Source organism: Streptococcus sanguinis (assembly GCF_020729725.1).
Taxonomy (GTDB): domain Bacteria; phylum Bacillota; class Bacilli; order Lactobacillales; family Streptococcaceae; genus Streptococcus; species Streptococcus sanguinis_V.
The window spans coordinates 622451-640112 of sequence record NZ_JAJEPA010000005.1 but is presented as its reverse complement, the minus strand read 5'-3'; the positions used below and the strand labels follow the sequence as shown (position 1 = coordinate 640112).

The window sequence follows — 17662 nt, the reverse complement described above, 5'->3', positions numbered from 1 at the left end:
GTATCATGAAAACATCATTTTTTAAACATTGCTTAACTGTGCTGACTTGCGGCTTGCTCGCTCTGGGAGCTGGTCACGCTTACGCTGACCAGCAGAAGTTGCCGTCAGGCACGCCTTACGACCAAATTGGTCAGAAAATTGAGGATTACTACAAGGAACACGAAAAAACCAGTGCGGGACTGGCGACATCTGTTTTTGACAAGGACGGACAAACCATTTACCAAAATAATTTTGGCTATGTAGACAAGGAAAAAAAGTTGGCGGTGGATGACAACTCAGTTTTCGAGTGGGGCTCTGCCACCAAGTTGACCGTCTGGGTCAGCGTCATGCAGCTTTGGGAAGAAGGCAAGATTGACCTTAAAACAGATATAAAAGAGTATCTGCCCAAGGATTTTCTCAAAGGCAAGCTCACATACGACAAGCCAATCACCATGCTGGATCTGATGAACCACCAAGCAGGCTTTGGAGACACGGGGCTTGCCAAGGGAACTAGTAAGAACTTGGGAGATACGCTCAAAAAAGTACATATCTATCAAGCCTATGAGCCGGGAACAGTGACAGCCTACTCTAACTTTGGGACGGCTCTGGCAGGATATATCGTCGAGCGGATTAGCAGACAATCTTATGCTGACTATGTCCACGAGCATATCTTTGAACCTTTAGATATGAGGCACACCGCTCTCTTACCCGATTTATCAGATAATCCCTATGTAGTAGAAAAACGTAAGGAAGTCAAAGGTTACACTAGAGACGGTCGGTTGATTGGCGAAGCTCCATATCTAATAGAAATGTACCCTGCTGGGCGAGCAACAGGAACCTTGGAAGATTTCAAGGCATTCGCTCAGGCACTCCTGCAAAAGAAGACACTTTTTAAGCGTTCAGAGACTTGGGACACCCTTTATACAGCAACCTCTAACTATCCTGATAGCGATCTTCCTACCAATGCTCATGGTTTTTGGAGTGACCTTTATCAAGACCAAGTTATCCTCGGGCACGGTGGTAATACAGCTGGTTTTTCATCAAGTTTGACCTTAGACTTAAAATCAGGTATCGCTGCTGTCATTTTAACGAACCAACTGGGCGAGAAAAATTATGTTGAGAAAATTCCCGAGCTGGTCTATGGGCAAAAGAAAGATGTTCCCAACAAAAAGAAAGAAGAACTCAAACCCGGCTTTTATCGTGACGCTAGTCAATTCTTTGGGCCTTTATCCATTGCGCGACTAAATATGGCGACCTTCTATATTGATAAAAATAGTGAAAATCGATTTTACTGGAGCTTGGAGAAAGTCGGTAAGCGAGAATTTATCAAGCGCCCAGTTTCTGATTACTTTAAACTATCTAACTGGGAAGTTGCCAAAGAATTCGGCAGTGTCATCCTATGGGGGTTAGCAATCTTCTATGCTCTTCTTAGTTTGGTATCTGCTTTACTGGTCAAGCTCTACCGGCTCCTTGCCAAGCGGACAAACCGCAAACCTGTGACACTTGCTTGGTCGCTCTGGCATTATCTGACTTGCGGACTTGTTTTGTCCACTGTACTCATAACCATTCTCATCGTGCAATATAATATGAACATCAGCGGCTCGCCAAATAACAGTGCTTGGCTCTATGTCATCTTTGCAATAACGGGTCTGCTGCTTCTTGCTAGTTCTGTTTTGCCAATTCTTCTGCGTTCAAAATTCCAAGTCAGCAAAGGCAGAAAAATCTTGACCTACTTGACCAGCAGCGCTTCACTTATCGTCGTTCTCAATATCCTTTATTGGGGCCTGTACCAATGGTGGGCACTTTAATAGAAAGGTAAGTATCATGAAAACATCATTTTTGAAGAGCACTGTGGCGCTGCTGACTTGCGGCTTGCTCGCTTTTGGAGTAGCGCAAGTTCGAGCCGATGAGCAAAAATTGCCGTCGGGGACATCTTACGACCAAATCGGACAGAAGATTGAGGATTATTATCAGAAAAACGAGAAAACCAGCGCAGGACTGGCAACATCTATTTTTGACAAGGACGGTCAAACCATTTACCAAAATAATTTTGGCTATGTAGACAAGGAAAAAAAGTGGGCGGTGGATGACAACTCAGTTTTCGAGTGGGGCTCTGTAACGAAATTAACCGTCTGGGTCAGCGTCATGCAGCTCTGGGAAGAGGGGAAAATTGACCTAAAAACCGACATCAAAGAGTATCTGCCCAAGGATTTTCTCAAAAGCAAGCTCAAATTTGACAAACCCATTACCATGCTTGACCTCATGAACCACCAAGCAGGCTTCGCAGATGTTGACTTGGCCAAAAATGAAGACAAAGACCTAGCCCATACGCTACAAAAGGCGCCGATTATTCAAGCCTATGAACCGGGGACAATAACTGCTTATTCCAATTTTGGAACGGTGCTTGCTGGCTACATCGTCGAGCGGATTAGCGGACAATCTTACGCTGACTATGTGCACGAGCATATTTTTCAGCCCTTAGGTATGAAGCACACCGCTATTTTGCCCGATTTTTCGGATAATGACTATGTGGTCGAAAAACGCAAGGAAATCAAGGGCTACACCTCAGACGGTCAGCTGATTGGCGAGGCAAACAAGCCTAATCCTTACTATCCGAGCGGGCGAGCAACAGGAACTTTGAAAGACTTTAAGACCTTTGCCCAAGCACTCCTGCAAAAGAAGACACTTTTTAGGCGCGCGGAAACTTGGGACACCCTTTATACGGCGACTTCGACTTTTCCTGATAGCAAACTCCCAATCAATGCTCACGGATTTTGGAGTGACCTTTATCAAGACCGCGTTATCCTCGGTCACGGTGGTAATACGGCTGGCTTTTCATCCATATTAACTTTGGATTTCAAATCAGGTATCGCTACCGTCATTTTAACCAATCAACAATACGAAAGTAACTATCTTAAAAAAATTCCTGAGCTGATTTATGGAAACAAGGCAACTACTTCAGAGAAGATAAAAGCAGAGTTTAAACCGGGCGTTTATCGCTCAAGTCGCGTTTTCACCAATGCCTTATCAATCACGCGCATTGCTCCGCCAATAACTAACTATCTTGAGAAAAATAGTAAATTTGTCACTCAAAAATACTGGGAATTGGAGAAAAACGGCAAGCAAGAACGGCTGAAATTGCCTATCGCAGACTACCTTAAACTTTCCACATGGGATGTAGTCAAGGATTACGGCAGTCTCGTCTTGTGGTGCCTCGCTGCTTTCTATGCCCTCCTCATCCCTGTATCTGCTTTACTGGTCAAACTCTATCGGCTTCTTTTCAAGCGGAAAAATCACAAACTTACACCGCTTGCTTGGTCGCTCTGGCAATACCTGACTTGCGGGTTCATTCTATCTACCATGCTCCTGCTTTACTTCTTTATCCAAAGCGTCCTGAGTCTACATTCCTCACCAAACAGCCGTGTTTGGCTTTCTATGGGCTTTGCAGCTGTGGGAGTTAGCCTCCTGGTTAGCCTTATTGCCTCATTCTTCCTGCGCTCAAAATTCCAAGTGAGCAAGGGTCGAAAAATCTTGACCTACTTGACCAGCAGTGCTTCACTTATCGTCGTTCTCAATCTCCTCTACTGGAGCCTATATCAGTGGTGGACGCTCTACTAAAAGAAAGGAAAGTTATGACCCATTCTCAAAAAATCGAAACAATGATTCAAAACGGATCCGACCAGCTCTACACCATCTGCTACCCCAATCCTGACAAGGAAACGATTATCCTGCTGCACGGTGGACCGGGAGCGCCTGATGACTGCAAGCTCTTTATCCCTAAGCTCGAAAAAGATTATCAACTGATTGTCTTTCACCAGCGGGGAACGAGAAAATCGCCCTGCCTGAGTGGCGACTACAGCATGGAAGCCTACATTGCGGACATCAACACGATTGCCGACCACTTCAATGTAGATAAATTTCACCTTTTGGGACATTCCTGGGGCGGATTGTACGCGCAAATCTACGCCAGCAAAATCCCTGAGCGGGTTCTTAGTCTCTTTCTTTCCTCTCCGGGAACAGGCACGAGCAAGCAGTGGCAGCAAATGGAAAAAGAGATGATGAATTACAATAAAAATCACTGCACGACTATCGAATGGCTAAAAATGGGAATCTATTCTCTGCTCGGCAATCTTGGTAGTTCCAAGGCTTCGCAAGCTCTCTTTCGCCAAGTTGTCCGTAATTACAATGCCGACTATCCAGCCTTTCATGATATGAAACTAGACATGAGCAATGTTTCAGTCCAAGCAGGCAATCAGACAAGAAAGGAAATTATGGCCTATCCTCTCTTGCCCCGACTAGAACATCCTCCTTTTCCTATCACCGTGACCTTTGGTGACAATGATATTTTTGGTGCCAGTGAACATTTTGTCATCAGCCGCTACCCTAGCGCCCAAGTCTTTACGATTAAAAACAGCGGCCACTTCCCATTTCTTCATAATCCGCAGGATTACTTTGCTATCTTGCACCAGCATTTTCAACCTTAGCATGAACCTCTAAAGTTTTCCAACTTTAGAGGTTTTCACTTATCTGCAACTTATCCCTCTTTTTCGGGCTCTTTGTCAACTGTAGCGGGTTGATGAAAAGTTATAATCTGGAGAGGACTAAATCAGTCCTCTCCTTTTTGATGTTCAAAGCGATGAGGATTCTAGTTTTAAAGTTGTCAAAGTTCCGAAAGCCGAAAGCGTTTCGCTTGATGACTTTGATGAGGTTGTTAGTAGCTTCTAGTTTTGCGTTTGAGTAGGGCAGTTCCAGTGCGTTCATAATCTTGTCCTTATCTTTCAAAAAGGTCTTAAAAATAGTTAGAAAGATAGGATTTACACAAGAAATGGTATCTTCAATGAGTCCAAAGAAATGGTCAGCCTGTTTCTCTTGAAAATGAAAGAGTAAGAGCTGGTAGAGTTCATAGTGTTCTCGGAGTGCTTGAGAGTAAGAGAGAAGCTTTTCCAGAATCTCTTTGTTGGTCAAATGCAACCGAAAAGTTGGACGATAAAAGCGTTTATGACTTAGTTTTCGACTATCTTGTTGGAGCAGTTTCCAGTAGCGTTTCAGTGCCTTATATTCGTGTGATTTTCGATCAAATTGATTCATGATTTGAACACGAACACGACTTATAGCACGGCTGAGATGTTGTACAATGTGAAAACGATCCAGAACGATTTTAGCGTTTGGAAATAGTTTTCTGGCAATATCGTAGTAGGGGCTAAACATGTCCATTTTAATGATTTTCACTCGACTTCTTACCTGTCTAGAATAACGAAGGAAATGGTTGCGAATCGTTGCTTGAGTCCGCCCATCTTAAGATAGCTATAATCTTTCTGGAATCGAAATCCTGTGCAATAAAGCTCATCTCTATCTGCCGATTGAAACAGTCACTTCCCTGACTGTTTCCACATCCCAGCTCATGTATTCTGGAAGGCAGTTAAGGTCAGTCTTGAACTTGAATTCTTTCAATTTACGAATGACGGTGGAAGTAGATACAGCTAAGCTTTCAGAGAAGGCTGTCATAGGGACTTTCTCGATTAGTTTTTGAGCAATTTTCTGGTTGACGATGGCTGCGATTTGGTGGTTTTTCTTGACTAAGGAAGTCTCTGCGACCGCCATTTTCCTACAGACTTTACAGCGGAAACGTCGTTTCTTTAACCGAATCAGCGTTTTGTATCCCACACACTCTAGATAGGGAATTTTTGCTTCTTTCTGGAAGTCATATTTAGCCATTTGTCCTTGACAGTGAGGGCATTTAGGAGCGGGATAATCTAGCTTAGCGATGATTTCTTTATGTGTACCAGCATCTAGAACATCCAAGATAGTGATATTCTGGTCTTTTATTCCCAGTAAGTTTGTGATAAAATTTAACTGTTCCATAAGAGTCTTTCTAATGATAGTTTCATCGCTTTTCATTATAGGGCTTATGGGACTTTTTTCTACAACAAAAGAGGCTCCATCATTCCTACAGTGGTGTTACCCACTGCAGAAATTATAGAGCCTGAAGAGCCTTAAGTCCATTGGACTTAAGGCTCTTGCTATCTATGGATTGGCTGTGGAGCTAGAGCTGGAAGAGCTCGAGTCTTCTTGACTACTATCTTCGTCGCTGCTGCTAGTTTGGAACTGCTCTGGATGCAGTGCCCGGTAGCTTGGCGAATTAAAGAGGTCCACAGTGGAGACATTGCCTCGTTTAGAGTAAAGGCTGGTCGATTGGTCGCCTTTTTCTTTTTCAATAGCCAACAAGGCCTTCATTGAATTAAGATAAGAGTAATCTTTAGGGTTGACCTTGCCTAAGTCATTTCCCTTGTAGAAGCGAATCAAGTCACCGGTTTGAATTGCATCACTCATCTTAAGCTGAGTATTGGCGGCATTACGAATCTCATCTAGTTCTTTCTTGATGGTTTCGTCAGGATTGGTAATTTCTTCACCGGTCTGGGTGTAGTAGGTTCGTCCATTGAAGCTAGTGTATTTTGGAGTGACAAAGTTATTGCTGGAGCGGAAGGCTGTGATTTGCTGATGCTGAGATGACAGCAGGTCTTGTCCAACTTGAAGGTAGTTCTTAGAGTCAATGCCCAGTAAATGCTCCAATGTTGGCAGCATATCTACTTGACCACCGTATGTATCAATGATCTTTCCTTTGTCCATGCCAGGCACCACTACCATGTATGGTACGCGCTGCATCATGGCATTGTCGTAGTTGGACCAAGTCTCAGAGGTCTTTCCTACAAGAGGGGCCAAGTTAGGATTACGGGTTTGGGAAATTCCAAAATGGTCTCCATAGAGAACGATAATAGAGTTGTCATAGAGGCCAGATTCTTTAAGATAATCAAACAAGGCCTTGACAGAAGAATCTAGATAGTTGGCAGTGGCAAAGTAACCGTTGATGGTTTCATCCTTGGTCTTAGCCAGCGGGAAGCCAATTTCGTCACCAATCAGACTTGTCGTGTAAGGATAGTGATTGGAAACCGTGATATACTTAGCATAGAAAGGCTGCTGCAGGTGTTCCAGATATTTGATGGAATCTTTCAGCATAATCTTGTCATTTAAGCCGTACTGGAAGGAGTTGGTGTCGTCCTGCTTGGTAAAGTAAGACGCATCGAAGAAATAGTTATAACCCCATTGCTTGTAAGCTGTATTGCGGTTCCAGAAGCTTCCTGTATTTCCGTGGAAAACAGCAGAAGTATAGTTGCCGTTTTTGGAAAGAATAAAAGGTGCAGCTTGTTGGGTATTGGTACCACCGTAGTTGACCATGAAAGATCCTTGATTGAGACCGAAGAGCCCAGTTTCAATCATGGTTTCAGCATCAGAAGTCTTACCAGCCTTGACCTGGTTGAAGACATTGGAGAAAGCCAGAGTCGAATTGGAGTGGTAGAGGGAGTTGAGGAAAGGTGTCACCTCGTACTCTTTCCCATCTGCCTGCAACTTATAGTCAATCAGGAACTGCTGGAAGCTTTCCAGATGGACATAGATAACATTGCGGCCTTTGGCAATCCCGTAATATTCTGGATTAGGCTCCGCATAGTGGGATTGAATGTATTCTGTTACTGGTTCCAAGTCTTTTTCAGAAGCTTTGGAGCGCTCACGATTGGCGGTGTATGTCTGGTTAGCACTGTAACCTAGAAAGGCTGGCAAGCCCAGAGCCCGAACGACATAATAGTTGGAAAATCCACGTGACAAGAGCTCAGGCCGGTCAATTTCAGCCAAGAAAAGGTTGGCTGAGAAAAGCATGGCGGACAGAGAGGTCACAGCAAAGCTGGCGCGTTTATTGAAAGGCCGGTCATCCATGCGAATGTATTTCTTAAAGAATAAGAAGGCCAAAATCGGGAAATCAATCAGATAAAGAATATCCCAAGGGCGGAAGAGCTCAAGTGCTGCTTCCCCAAGTCCAGCTGAAACACTGCTAGAAGCCAGCATGGTGTTTACTGTGACAAAGTCACTGAACTCGCGGTAGTAAATGGAATTAGATACCAGCCAAGCAAAGAGGAGCAGATAGATTCCGAAGGCTAGGCTGTAGAATAATTTAGTTCGTTTTACATAAAGTGCCAGTCCCAGCAGCAAGAGGCTGATAGGGAAAGGGTTGATAATAGCTAAAAATACTTGATAGGCACCTTGGATATCAAGGTTAAAATCAATCGTGTAGGCCCACATGGTTTTTATCCAATAGAGGACCAGTAAAATCAAGACAAAACCTAGTCTCGTACTCATGAAATTGAGTAAATTCTTGGTTATTTTTTTCACAAAAAGTTACTTCCTTGTCTTATTTCCTAAAAATTTTCTCCTCTAAGTATAACATAATTTCTCCAGTTAAGGAAAATTTGAGCCGCATTTGAGATATTTTAAATCGGCGAAATTGTAATATTTCTATAAAAGCCTTATCCCCTCTATGGAGAGGTTTATAGTCGTTTTGCACTCGTTTGTGAAATCTTTTATTAACTCAAATGTAAAATATGTTTTGAGAATTTTCACAATCTTTGGTATAATATAATTTATGAATAAACTTACTGTTAGTCAAGAGGCAGAAGAAAAACTGAGAAAGGGCATTCTTTTATTAGATAAAAAGGATTTTGGCGCTCTTTCGCTTCAGAATCAATGTGTGGAGCTGCAAAATCGTCAGGGCAAGTTTTTAGGCACAGCGTATCTCTCTCCGCAGAATAAGGGAGTAGGCTGGCTGATTTCCCAGAAGAAGGTAGAGCTGAACTCGGATTTTTTTCAAGGCCTCTTTGAGCAGGCTAAGAGCAGACGTTCTACTTATTTCCATTCGTCTGACACGACAGCCTTCCGACTCTTTAATCAAGAGGGGGATGGCTTCGGTGGCTTCACGGTAGATTTCTACAATGACTTTGCGCTTTTTTCTTGGTACAATGACTTTGTCTTTGCTATCAAGGAGCGGATTCTAACAGCCTTCGTTAAGGTTTTTCCAGAGATTCAGGGAGCTTATGAAAAGATTCGTTTCAAGGGTTTGAACTACGAATCGGCTCATCTCTACGGAGCGGAAGCACCGGAAAACTTCACAGTCTTGGAGAACGGTGTTCGCTATCAGGTTTTTCTGAATGACGGACTCATGACCGGTATCTTTCTGGATCAGCACGATGTGCGTGCCAGTCTGGTAGATGGCTTGGCTGCTGGTAAAAGTTTACTCAATATGTTTTCATATACAGCTGCTTTTTCAGTAGCTGCAGCCATGGGCGGTGCCAGTCAGACAGTATCAGTTGATTTGGCCAAGCGCAGCCGTGAGCTGTCTGAAGCTCATTTTCTGGCCAATAGTCTGACACTGGATCAGCATCGCTTTCAGGTGATGGATGTCTTTGATTATTTCAAGTACGCTAAGCGTCACGATTTAAGTTTTGATGTCATTGTGATAGATCCGCCTAGCTTTGCTAGAAATAAGAAGCAGACATTCTCGGTTGCTAAAGATTATCATCGTTTGGTTGCACAAGCCTTGGAAATCCTAAATCCTCAGGGAATCATGATTTTAAGTACCAATGCAGCCAATCTTTCCAAAAGTAAGTTTAAACAAGAAATTGAAAAAGGTCTTGCCGGCAGAAAGCACCGCTATCTTGCGGAGTATGGCTTGCCAGCAGACTTTGTCTATAATAAAAAAGACGGGAGCAGTAATTACCTCAAGGTATTTACAATAAAGGTGGACCAATGAAATTAGTCGTTTCTGTAATGCCCAAGAGTTTAGAAGAAGCTCAAGAAATTGATGTATCACGCTATGAAGAAGCGGATATTATTGAATGGCGGGCAGATTTTCTGGCCAAGGATGACATTTTAAATGTTGCGCCAGCTATTTTTGAAAAATTTGCCGGACGTGAGTTGATTTTCACGCTACGGACCCGTCAGGAAGGCGGAGAAATCGAACTATCCGATGATGAATACGTAGCTCTCATCAAGGAAGTGGCTGGTTTTTACCAGCCGGATTATATCGACTTTGAATATTTCTCTCACAAGGGGAAATTTGAAGAAATGCTAGAGTTTCCTAATCTGGTGCTGAGCTACCATAACTTTGAGGAAACGCCTGAAAATATGATGGAAATCCTGTCTGAGCTGACTTCTCTGACCCCTAAGGTGGTCAAGGTTTCTGTCATGGCTCATAATGAGCAGGATGTGCTGGACTTGATGAACTATACTCGCGGTTTCAAGACTTTAAATCCTGAGCAGGATTTTGTCACTATTTCCATGGGAAAAGTCGGCAGGATTTCACGCATTGCGGCTGATTTGACAGGTTCCAGCTGGTCTTTTGCCAGTCAGGAGATAGCGTCAGCACCTGGTCAGATTTCTCTGAGCAATATGAAGAAAATCCAGGAGATTTTGAATGAGAATTAATGGCCACACCCGCATGGCTGCTGTGGTTGCCAAGCCAATTAAGCATAGTATTTCTCCTCTTATTCACAATATAGCTTTTGAAAAGACTGGTGTCAATGGTGTCTATCTAGCTTGGGAAGTAGAAGCGAAGGATCTGCAGGCCAGTATAGAAAATATCCGCAGATACGATATGTTTGGTGTCAATCTTTCCATGCCCTATAAGCAGGAAGTGATACCTTATCTGGACGAGCTGGATGTCAGTGCCCGCCTTATCGGAGCGGTCAATACGGTTGTGAATAAAAATGGAATTTTAGTTGGTTATAACACAGATGGCAAGGGATTTTTTAAGAGCTTGCCTTCTTTTGCTATTCGGGGCAAAAAAATGACGATTTTGGGGGCAGGTGGAGCAGCGACAGCGATTATTGCCCAAGCGGCTTTGGACAATGCAGAGGAAATTTTCGTCTTTACTCGTCAACCTTCCTATGAGAAGACTGTCAGCAAAATGGCAGCTATCAGCCACCAAACCAAGAGTCGTATCCAGGTACTAACCTTGGAAGACGTGGATAGCTTGCAGAATAGAATTAACCAATCAGACCTTCTGGTAAATGGGACCAGTCTAGGCATGGATGGCATCAGCATGCCCCTGCCTGAACAGATTGAGCTGCCCAGCCAGATTTTAGTTGCAGATGTTATCTACCAACCTTTTGAAACATCCTTTCTCAAATGGGCCAGAAATCAAAATGTCACAGCGGTCAATGGACTCGGCATGCTGCTTTATCAAGGAGCAGAAGCCTTTGAACTTTGGACCGGTAAGACCATGCCCAGTCAGGAAATTTGGCAGTGTTTAGAAGAATTGTATAAATAAGGAGGCGCTTATGAAACTAAATGTGAATCTCCCGCATCATCCCTATGATATTCTCATCGAAAAGGGGGCTTTATCTCAGGCTGGAAGTTGGCTGAGTCGGCTGTGGCAGCCTCAGAAGGTAGTTATCGTCACGGATAATCGAGTGGCTAGACTCTATGCTGAAAAGGTCAAGCTGAGCTTGGAAGCGGCTGGATTTGAGACTTTTGTCTTTGACTTTTTGGAGGGCGAAGCCAGCAAGAACTTAAAGACTGTCAACAAAGTCTATGAGTTTTTGGTCAAGATTGGTCTGACCCGCAGTGATGGTATCGTAGCCTTGGGTGGCGGAGTTGTCGGAGATTTGGCAGGCTTTGCTGCTTCGACCTACATGCGGGGCGTTCATTTCGTGCAGATTCCGACCACTCTGACAGCTCAAGTGGACTCCTCTATCGGTGGTAAGACAGGCGTCAATACACCCTGGGCCAAGAATATGGTCGGAACTTTTACCCAGCCTGACGGAGTTCTGATTGACCCTGAAGTCTTGCATACCTTGGGCCAGCGGGAACTGATCGAAGGCATGGGCGAGGTGGTCAAGTACGGCTTGATTGAGGATAAGGAACTCTGGGACGAGCTTTCAGAAATGAATGGAAGCCCAGAGTCGATTTTGGAACATGCGGAGAGCATCATTTACCATTCTTGCGATGTCAAGCGTAAGATTGTGGTCGAGGACGAGCTGGATAATGGCGTCCGCCTCTATCTGAATTTCGGCCATACCATTGGGCACGCTATCGAAGCGACAGCAGGATATGGCAAGGTCATGCATGGTGAAGCTGTAGCGATTGGCATGGTACAGGTTTCCCGCGTCGCTGAAAAGAAAGGCCTCATGTCAGCCGGAATTACAGAAGACATCGTACGTATGTGTCAGAAGTTTGGCTTGCCGGTGGATTACCAGCCTTGGAATGAGAATGCTCTCTATCAGGCCTTGACTCATGATAAGAAGGCTAGAGGCAACTCTATCAAGCTAGTACTGGTGCCTGAGCTGGGTTCGGCTAGTATTCACCAGATTCCGCTGGAAGAGATGAAAGAATTTCTGAAGAAATAAGTGCCAGATGGAGTTTAAGACGATTGGACAGTTTGGATGAAAAAATAGACAGAATGTCCAGTTTTTTCCATCTCAGAATAGGAGAAAATGTATGAGATACTTAACAGCAGGTGAATCGCACGGACCACGTCTGACAGCTATTATTGAGGGAGTGCCGGCTGGTCTTCCTCTGACCGCTGATTATATCAATGCTGAGCTCAAGCGACGCCAGGGTGGGTATGGTCGCGGTGCCCGCATGAAGATTGAGAGCGACCAAGTCGAGATTACGTCTGGGGTTCGGCATGGCTTGACCATGGGCGGCCCGATTACCCTCAATGTCACGAATCTGGATCATCAGAAGTGGCTGGAGATTATGAGCGTGGCAGATGTGGATGAAAAGAAAAAAGGGCTGCGTAAGATTACCAAACCACGCCCTGGCCATGCTGATTTAGTTGGTGGTATGAAATACCGCTTTGACGATTTACGAAATTCCCTAGAGCGCTCTTCTGCCCGCGAAACGACCATGCGTGTAGCAGTCGGAGCAGTATCCAAGCGTTTGCTGGAAGAAATCGGTATAGAGGTAGCCAGCCATATTGTGACCTTTGGCGGCATTGATATTGATGTGCCGAATAATCTAACTGTAGCAGAAATCAAGGAAAGAGCTGCCCAGTCAGAGGTTTCCATTGTCAATCCCGAGCGTGAAGAAGAAATCAAGACCTACATTGATCAGATTAAGAAAGACGGGGATACCATCGGTGGTGTCATTGAGACTGTTGTTGGCAGTGTGCCTGTTGGTCTAGGCTCCTATGTTCAATGGGACAAGAAGCTAGATGCTAAGATTGCTCAGGGAGTCGTGTCCATCAACGCTTTCAAGGGAGTTGAATTTGGCGTGGGCTTTGAAGCAGGCCGTCTCAAGGGCAGTCAAGTCATGGATGAAATCCTCTGGTCTGAGGAAGATGGCTTCACTCGCAGGACCAATAATCTAGGCGGCTTTGAGGGCGGTATGACCAATGGTCAGCCAATCGTGGTGCGAGGTGTTATGAAGCCCATTCCAACCCTTTACAAGCCACTGATGAGCGTGGATATTGAGACCCACGAGCCTTATAAGGCGACAGTGGAGCGGAGTGATCCGACGGCTCTGCCGGCGGCGGGTGTTGTCATGGAAAGCGTGGTGGCAACAGTTTTAGCCACCGAAGTCTTGGAGAAGTTCTCTTCGGACAATCTGGAAGAACTAAAGGATGCTGTAGCCCGCCATCGGGAATTTGTCAAGAACTTTTAGAAGTAAGGAGAAGGGCATGGAGAGAAAAACGGTCTATATCGTAGGTCTGGGACTGATTGGAGCTTCCTTGGCTCTGGGCATCAAGCGTGATTACCCTGAGATAGAGATTCTTGGCTACAATCGCAGTGAGGAATCGCGCAGAGTTGCCTTGGAACGTGGAATGGTAGACCGGGTAACGGATGATTTTGCCGCCTTTGCTCCCTTGGCTGATGTGATTATTCTGGCTGTGCCTATCAAGCAGACCATAGCTTTTATCAAAGACTTGGCGGAGATGGATCTGAAGGAGAATGTTATCATCTCAGATGCTGGATCAACCAAGGCTGAGATTGTAGCAGCAGCAGAAAAGTATCTGCAGAATAAGCCTGTCCGCTTTGTTGGCGCTCATCCCATGGCCGGAAGTCACAAGACCGGAGCCAAGGCCGCCCATGTTACTCTCTTTGAAAATGCCTATTATATCTTCACCCCCTCTAGCCTGACCAAGCCTGGTACGCTTGAGGAAATGAAAGACTTACTGAGTGGTCTTCATGCCCGCTTTATCCAGGTGGACGCAGCCGAGCACGACCGAGTGACCAGCCAAATCAGCCATTTTCCGCATATCTTAGCCTCCAGCCTTATGGAGCAAGCGGCAGCTTATAGCCAAGAGCATGAGCTGACCCAGTCTTTTGCAGCTGGTGGTTTTCGCGATATGACGAGGATTGCGGAGAGTGAGCCGGGTATGTGGACCTCTATTCTCTTGACAAATCATCAAGCCATTTTGGAGCGGCTGGAAGATTTTAAAGACCAGTTAGACAAGGTTGCCGCAGCGATTGAGGCTAAGGACGAGACAGCTATCTGGGAATTTTTCGATCGAGGACGACAAAGCCGTAAGCAGATGGAAATTCATAAGCGAGCCGGTGTGGACAGTTTTTATGACCTCTTTATTGAGGTGCCCGACGAAGAAGATGCGATTTTGGGTATTTTGGAGCTTCTGCGCGGAATTTCAGTCGTCAATATTCGTATTAACGAGGAAAACCGGGAAGATATCAACGGTATTCTGCAAATCACCTTTAAAAATCACCAAGATTTGGAAAAATCTGCTACAATAGTAAGAGAAAATACGGATTACCTAGTGTCCGAAGACTAATATAGATTGGAGAACTCTATGTCAAATATTTATGATTTAGCCAATGAATTGAGCAGAAATCTGCGTGATTTACCTGAGTACAAGGCCGTCGCAGAAAGTAAGAAAGCAGTGGATGCAGATAGCGAAGCGAAGGCTATTTTTACAGATTATCTGGCTTTCCAGCAGGAGTTGCAACAGCTGGCTCAGACTGGTCAGGTACCGACTCAGGAGGTGCAAGACAAGATGACTTCTTTTGGCGAGAAGATTCAGGGCAATGCTGTTCTTTCTGAATTCTTCAATAAGCAACAGCAACTATCCATCTATCTAGCGGACATTGAGCGTATCATCTTTGATCCGGTGCAGGATTTGCTTAAGTAAGCTAATAAAAAAGAGGAATCTGGGCTGAATACCTGGATTCTTTTTGCTTTAGTCAGGATTCCAGAAATTTTAAGAATTTCTGGTCTTTTTATGATAAAATAAGAAGCAACAAAGGAAAGTACGAGGTCACCTATGAAATTATCAACCAATGTAAGAGGCCTGAAGGGCCGTATCCGCGTACCTGGAGATAAGTCTATCAGTCACCGTTCCATTATTTTTGGCAGTTTGGCCAAGGGGGTTACTACTGTTCGTGACATTCTGCGAGGAGAAGATGTACTGTCTACCATGCAGGTTTTTCGCGACTTAGGCGTGCAGATTGAGGACGATGGAAATCTAGTCAAGATACATGGCGTAGGATTTGAAGGTTTGCAAGCACCGAAAAATAAGCTGGATATGGGCAATTCTGGAACGTCTATCCGTTTGATTTCTGGTGTTTTGGCTGGTCAGGATTTCGAAGCGGAGATGTTTGGTGACGACAGTCTATCCAAGCGGCCTATGGATAGGGTGACCATTCCTCTGCGACAGATGGGAGTAGAGATTGCTGGTCGGACTGAACGCGATTTACCACCGCTCAAGATGAAGGGCAGCAGGGAACTGCAGCCTATTCACTATCAGTTGCCAGTGGCTTCTGCTCAGGTTAAGTCGGCCTTGATTTTTGCTGCTTTGCAGGCTCAGGGAGAGTCAGTTATTATAGAAAAGGAAATCACCCGTAATCATACAGAAGATATGATTGCCCAGTTTGGCGGGCAGATTGAGGTCAAGGGCAAGGAAATTCGCATTCAGGGCGGTCAGGAATTCACTGCTCAGGAAGTGACGGTTCCAGGTGACATTTCCAGTGCGGCTTTTTGGCTGGTGGCTGGATTGATTGTGCTGGACTCTAAGATTGTCTTAGAAAATGTCGGCATCAATGAAACTCGTACAGGTATTCTAGAAGTGATAGAGGCTATGGGCGGACGGATGACGCTGTCAGATATTGATCCAGTAGCCAAGTCTGCTACCATCACCGTCGAGACTTCTGGGCTTAAGGGTACGGAGATTGGCGGCGAGATTATCCCACGTTTGATTGATGAGTTGCCGATTATTGCTCTTCTTGCGACGCAGGCTCAGGGACGGACTGTCATTCGTGATGCAGAGGAGCTCAAGGTCAAGGAAACCGATCGGATCCAGGTGGTGGCAGACGCTCTTAATAGCATGGGCGCAGCTATTACCCCGACGGAAGACGGCATGATTATCGAAGGGAAAACACCTCTTCATGGTGCTCAGGTCAACACCTTTGGTGACCATCGTATTGGGATGATGACGGCAATTGCTGCTTTATTGGCTCAAAGCGGTCAGGTAGAACTTGAGCGATCTGAAGCCATTAAGACCAGCTATCCAAGCTTCTTCAACGACTTGGAGGGCTTGATGCATGGCTAAGATATTGCTGGGCTTTATGGGAGCCGGAAAATCCACAGTGGCCAGAGCCTTAGCCCAAGATTTTGTCGATATGGATGAACTGCTCTGCCAGCGGCTGGGCATGTCTATCAAGGACTATTTTGACCAGCATGGTGAAGTAGCCTTCCGAGCTGCTGAAGCCCAGCTCTTGGCTGAGTTGATCGATACGGACTTGGTCATTTCAACTGGCGGCGGTGTAGTCGTCAGCCCTGAAAATCGCAGATTGCTGGCTCAGAATGCTGATAATATCTATCTGAAGGCAGATTTTGAAACGCTCTATCAGCGAATTCAGCAGGATGCTGAGCAAGAGCGGCCCTTGTTCTTAAATCAGAGCAAATCAGACTTGCAGCAGATTTTTGAGCAGCGTCAGGCCTGGTATGAGGAAGTGGCGACCCAGATTGTCGATACGAGGCTCAAAAGCCCGCAGGAAATTATTGAGGAAATTCAATGAAAATAGCATTTTTAGGTCCCAGAGGCTCCTTTTCTCACCATGTAGCCCAAGCTGCTTTTCCCAGTGAGGACTTGGTTCCCTATCAGAATATTACCGAGGTCATGAAGGCTTATGAGGCTAGAGAAGTGGATTACTCGGTTGTTCCGGTGGAAAATTCTATTGAGGGCAGTGTCCATGAGACCTTGGACTATCTCTTTCATCAAGCAGATATTCAGGCGGTGGCTGAAATCGTCCAGCCCATCAAGCAGCAGCTCTTGGTGACGGATTTGGAGAAGCCAATCGAGAAAATATTTTCTCACCCGCAGGCTATCGCTCAAGGAAAGAAATACATCCGCCAGCATTATCCGCAGGCTGCCATTGAGGTGACGGCTAGTACGGCCTATGCAGCTCGTTTTGTGGCAGAGCATCCTGAAAAGAATTTTGCGGCTATTGCTCCGCGCACGGCTGCAGCAGAATACGGGCTCAAAGTAGCGGCCAGCGATATTCAGGAAATGGAAGAAAATTATACTCGCTTCTGGATTCTAGGCCATGAGGTGCCTGAGCTTCAACTGACCAAGACAGGAGACAAGCAGACACTGGCCTTGACCTTGCCAGATAATCTGCCAGGCGCTCTCTATAAGGCTTTGTCGACCTTTGCTTGGCGTGGGATTGACCTGACCAAGATTGAGAGCCGGCCTCTAAAAACGGCTCTGGGAGAGTATTTCTTCATTATTGACATCGACAACGAGCAGAAAAAATTGGCGGATTTTGCCTATCAAGAGTTGACAAGTCTTGGAATTACTTATAAAATTTTTGGTAGCTACAGTGTGTTTCTGATTGAGGACAAGTAG

Annotated in this window: 14 protein-coding genes and 1 pseudogene; 13 read left to right on the top strand and 2 right to left on the bottom strand. The window is 45.2% G+C overall.

Features of this window, described 5'->3' with window-relative positions:
* The first annotated feature begins 5 nt into the window (after window positions 1-5).
* Genes K4I03_RS03115 through K4I03_RS03105 form a run of 3 tightly spaced genes read left to right on the top strand, consistent with a single transcriptional unit; the run spans window position 6 to window position 4463 of the window.
* Window positions 6-1787 carry a serine hydrolase domain-containing protein gene (locus tag K4I03_RS03115; protein WP_002906173.1) on the top strand — a complete coding sequence of 594 codons (1782 nt, stop codon included), beginning with the start codon at window positions 6-8 and terminating at the stop codon, window positions 1785-1787.
* 16 nt (window positions 1788-1803) lie between these two features.
* A complete protein-coding gene (locus tag K4I03_RS03110; protein WP_002920811.1) occupies window positions 1804-3597 on the top strand; it encodes a serine hydrolase domain-containing protein in 1794 nt (597 codons plus the stop codon).
* A 14-nt stretch (window positions 3598-3611) separates the two neighbouring features.
* Window positions 3612-4463, top strand: a complete 852-nt coding sequence (locus K4I03_RS03105; RefSeq protein WP_227963705.1) for an alpha/beta fold hydrolase — start codon at window positions 3612-3614, stop codon at window positions 4461-4463.
* 100 nt (window positions 4464-4563) lie between these two features.
* Here K4I03_RS03105 and K4I03_RS03100 read toward each other — a convergent pair.
* A pseudogene (locus tag K4I03_RS03100) lies at window positions 4564-5841 on the bottom strand (ISL3 family transposase).
* A gap of 162 nt (window positions 5842-6003) precedes the next feature.
* Window positions 6004-8199 carry an LTA synthase family protein gene (locus K4I03_RS03095; RefSeq protein WP_125356793.1) on the bottom strand — a complete coding sequence of 732 codons (2196 nt, stop codon included), beginning with the start codon at window positions 8197-8199 and terminating at the stop codon, window positions 6004-6006.
* Window positions 8200-8449: 250 nt separating this feature from the next.
* On the opposite strand from K4I03_RS03095, the gene K4I03_RS03090 reads away from it, so the two are divergent.
* From K4I03_RS03090 to pheA, 10 genes are all read left to right on the top strand, one after another.
* Window positions 8450-9613: a class I SAM-dependent rRNA methyltransferase gene (locus K4I03_RS03090; protein WP_227963704.1), complete on the top strand. Its 1164-nt coding sequence runs from the start codon at window positions 8450-8452 to the stop codon at window positions 9611-9613.
* Window positions 9610-10287, top strand: a complete 678-nt coding sequence (aroD, locus tag K4I03_RS03085; protein ID WP_223310640.1) for a type I 3-dehydroquinate dehydratase — start codon at window positions 9610-9612, stop codon at window positions 10285-10287. Before K4I03_RS03090 ends, aroD begins: the two co-directional genes overlap by 4 nt.
* The gene (locus K4I03_RS03080) at window positions 10277-11131 is read left to right on the top strand and encodes a shikimate dehydrogenase (RefSeq protein WP_227963703.1); all 855 of its coding nucleotides are present in this window, start codon (window positions 10277-10279) and stop codon (window positions 11129-11131) included. Before aroD ends, K4I03_RS03080 begins: the two co-directional genes overlap by 11 nt.
* Before the next feature lie 10 nt (window positions 11132-11141).
* Complete coding sequence (gene aroB, locus K4I03_RS03075) at window positions 11142-12209, top strand: 3-dehydroquinate synthase (protein WP_227963702.1); 1068 nt, start codon at window positions 11142-11144, stop codon at window positions 12207-12209.
* Between the two features lie 91 nt (window positions 12210-12300).
* Complete coding sequence (gene aroC, locus K4I03_RS03070; RefSeq protein ID WP_227963701.1) at window positions 12301-13467, top strand: chorismate synthase; 1167 nt, start codon at window positions 12301-12303, stop codon at window positions 13465-13467.
* Window positions 13468-13483: 16 nt separating this feature from the next.
* The gene (locus K4I03_RS03065) at window positions 13484-14590 is read left to right on the top strand and encodes a prephenate dehydrogenase (protein WP_227963700.1); all 1107 of its coding nucleotides are present in this window, start codon (window positions 13484-13486) and stop codon (window positions 14588-14590) included.
* 18 nt (window positions 14591-14608) lie between these two features.
* The gene (locus tag K4I03_RS03060) at window positions 14609-14947 is read left to right on the top strand and encodes a YlbF/YmcA family competence regulator (protein WP_002895097.1); all 339 of its coding nucleotides are present in this window, start codon (window positions 14609-14611) and stop codon (window positions 14945-14947) included.
* A 132-nt stretch (window positions 14948-15079) separates the two neighbouring features.
* Window positions 15080-16363 carry a 3-phosphoshikimate 1-carboxyvinyltransferase gene (gene aroA, locus K4I03_RS03055; RefSeq protein ID WP_227963699.1) on the top strand — a complete coding sequence of 428 codons (1284 nt, stop codon included), beginning with the start codon at window positions 15080-15082 and terminating at the stop codon, window positions 16361-16363.
* On the top strand, window positions 16356-16832 hold the full coding sequence (locus K4I03_RS03050; protein WP_227963698.1) for a shikimate kinase: 477 nt from the start codon (window positions 16356-16358) through the stop codon (window positions 16830-16832). Before aroA ends, K4I03_RS03050 begins: the two co-directional genes overlap by 8 nt.
* Window positions 16829-17662: a prephenate dehydratase gene (gene pheA, locus K4I03_RS03045; RefSeq protein ID WP_227963697.1), complete on the top strand. Its 834-nt coding sequence runs from the start codon at window positions 16829-16831 to the stop codon at window positions 17660-17662. Before K4I03_RS03050 ends, pheA begins: the two co-directional genes overlap by 4 nt.

Excerpts from the sequence above, each read along its gene's own strand:
- K4I03_RS03050 (WP_227963698.1), top strand. The coding sequence starts at position 16,356 with ATGGCTAAGATATTGCTGGGCTTTATGGGAGCCGGAAAATCCACAGTG.
- K4I03_RS03115 (WP_002906173.1), top strand. The coding sequence starts at position 6 with ATGAAAACATCATTTTTTAAACATTGCTTAACTGTGCTGACTTGCGGC.
- aroA (WP_227963699.1), top strand. The coding sequence starts at position 15,080 with ATGAAATTATCAACCAATGTAAGAGGCCTGAAGGGCCGTATCCGCGTA.
- aroD (WP_223310640.1), top strand. The coding sequence starts at position 9,610 with ATGAAATTAGTCGTTTCTGTAATGCCCAAGAGTTTAGAAGAAGCTCAA.
- K4I03_RS03110 (WP_002920811.1), top strand. The coding sequence starts at position 1,804 with ATGAAAACATCATTTTTGAAGAGCACTGTGGCGCTGCTGACTTGCGGC.
- K4I03_RS03105 (WP_227963705.1), top strand. The coding sequence starts at position 3,612 with ATGACCCATTCTCAAAAAATCGAAACAATGATTCAAAACGGATCCGAC.
- K4I03_RS03060 (WP_002895097.1), top strand. The coding sequence starts at position 14,609 with ATGTCAAATATTTATGATTTAGCCAATGAATTGAGCAGAAATCTGCGT.
- aroB (WP_227963702.1), top strand. The coding sequence starts at position 11,142 with ATGAAACTAAATGTGAATCTCCCGCATCATCCCTATGATATTCTCATC.
- K4I03_RS03065 (WP_227963700.1), top strand. The coding sequence starts at position 13,484 with ATGGAGAGAAAAACGGTCTATATCGTAGGTCTGGGACTGATTGGAGCT.
- K4I03_RS03090 (WP_227963704.1), top strand. The coding sequence starts at position 8,450 with ATGAATAAACTTACTGTTAGTCAAGAGGCAGAAGAAAAACTGAGAAAG.
- pheA (WP_227963697.1), top strand. The coding sequence starts at position 16,829 with ATGAAAATAGCATTTTTAGGTCCCAGAGGCTCCTTTTCTCACCATGTA.
- aroC (WP_227963701.1), top strand. The coding sequence starts at position 12,301 with ATGAGATACTTAACAGCAGGTGAATCGCACGGACCACGTCTGACAGCT.
- K4I03_RS03080 (WP_227963703.1), top strand. The coding sequence starts at position 10,277 with ATGAGAATTAATGGCCACACCCGCATGGCTGCTGTGGTTGCCAAGCCA.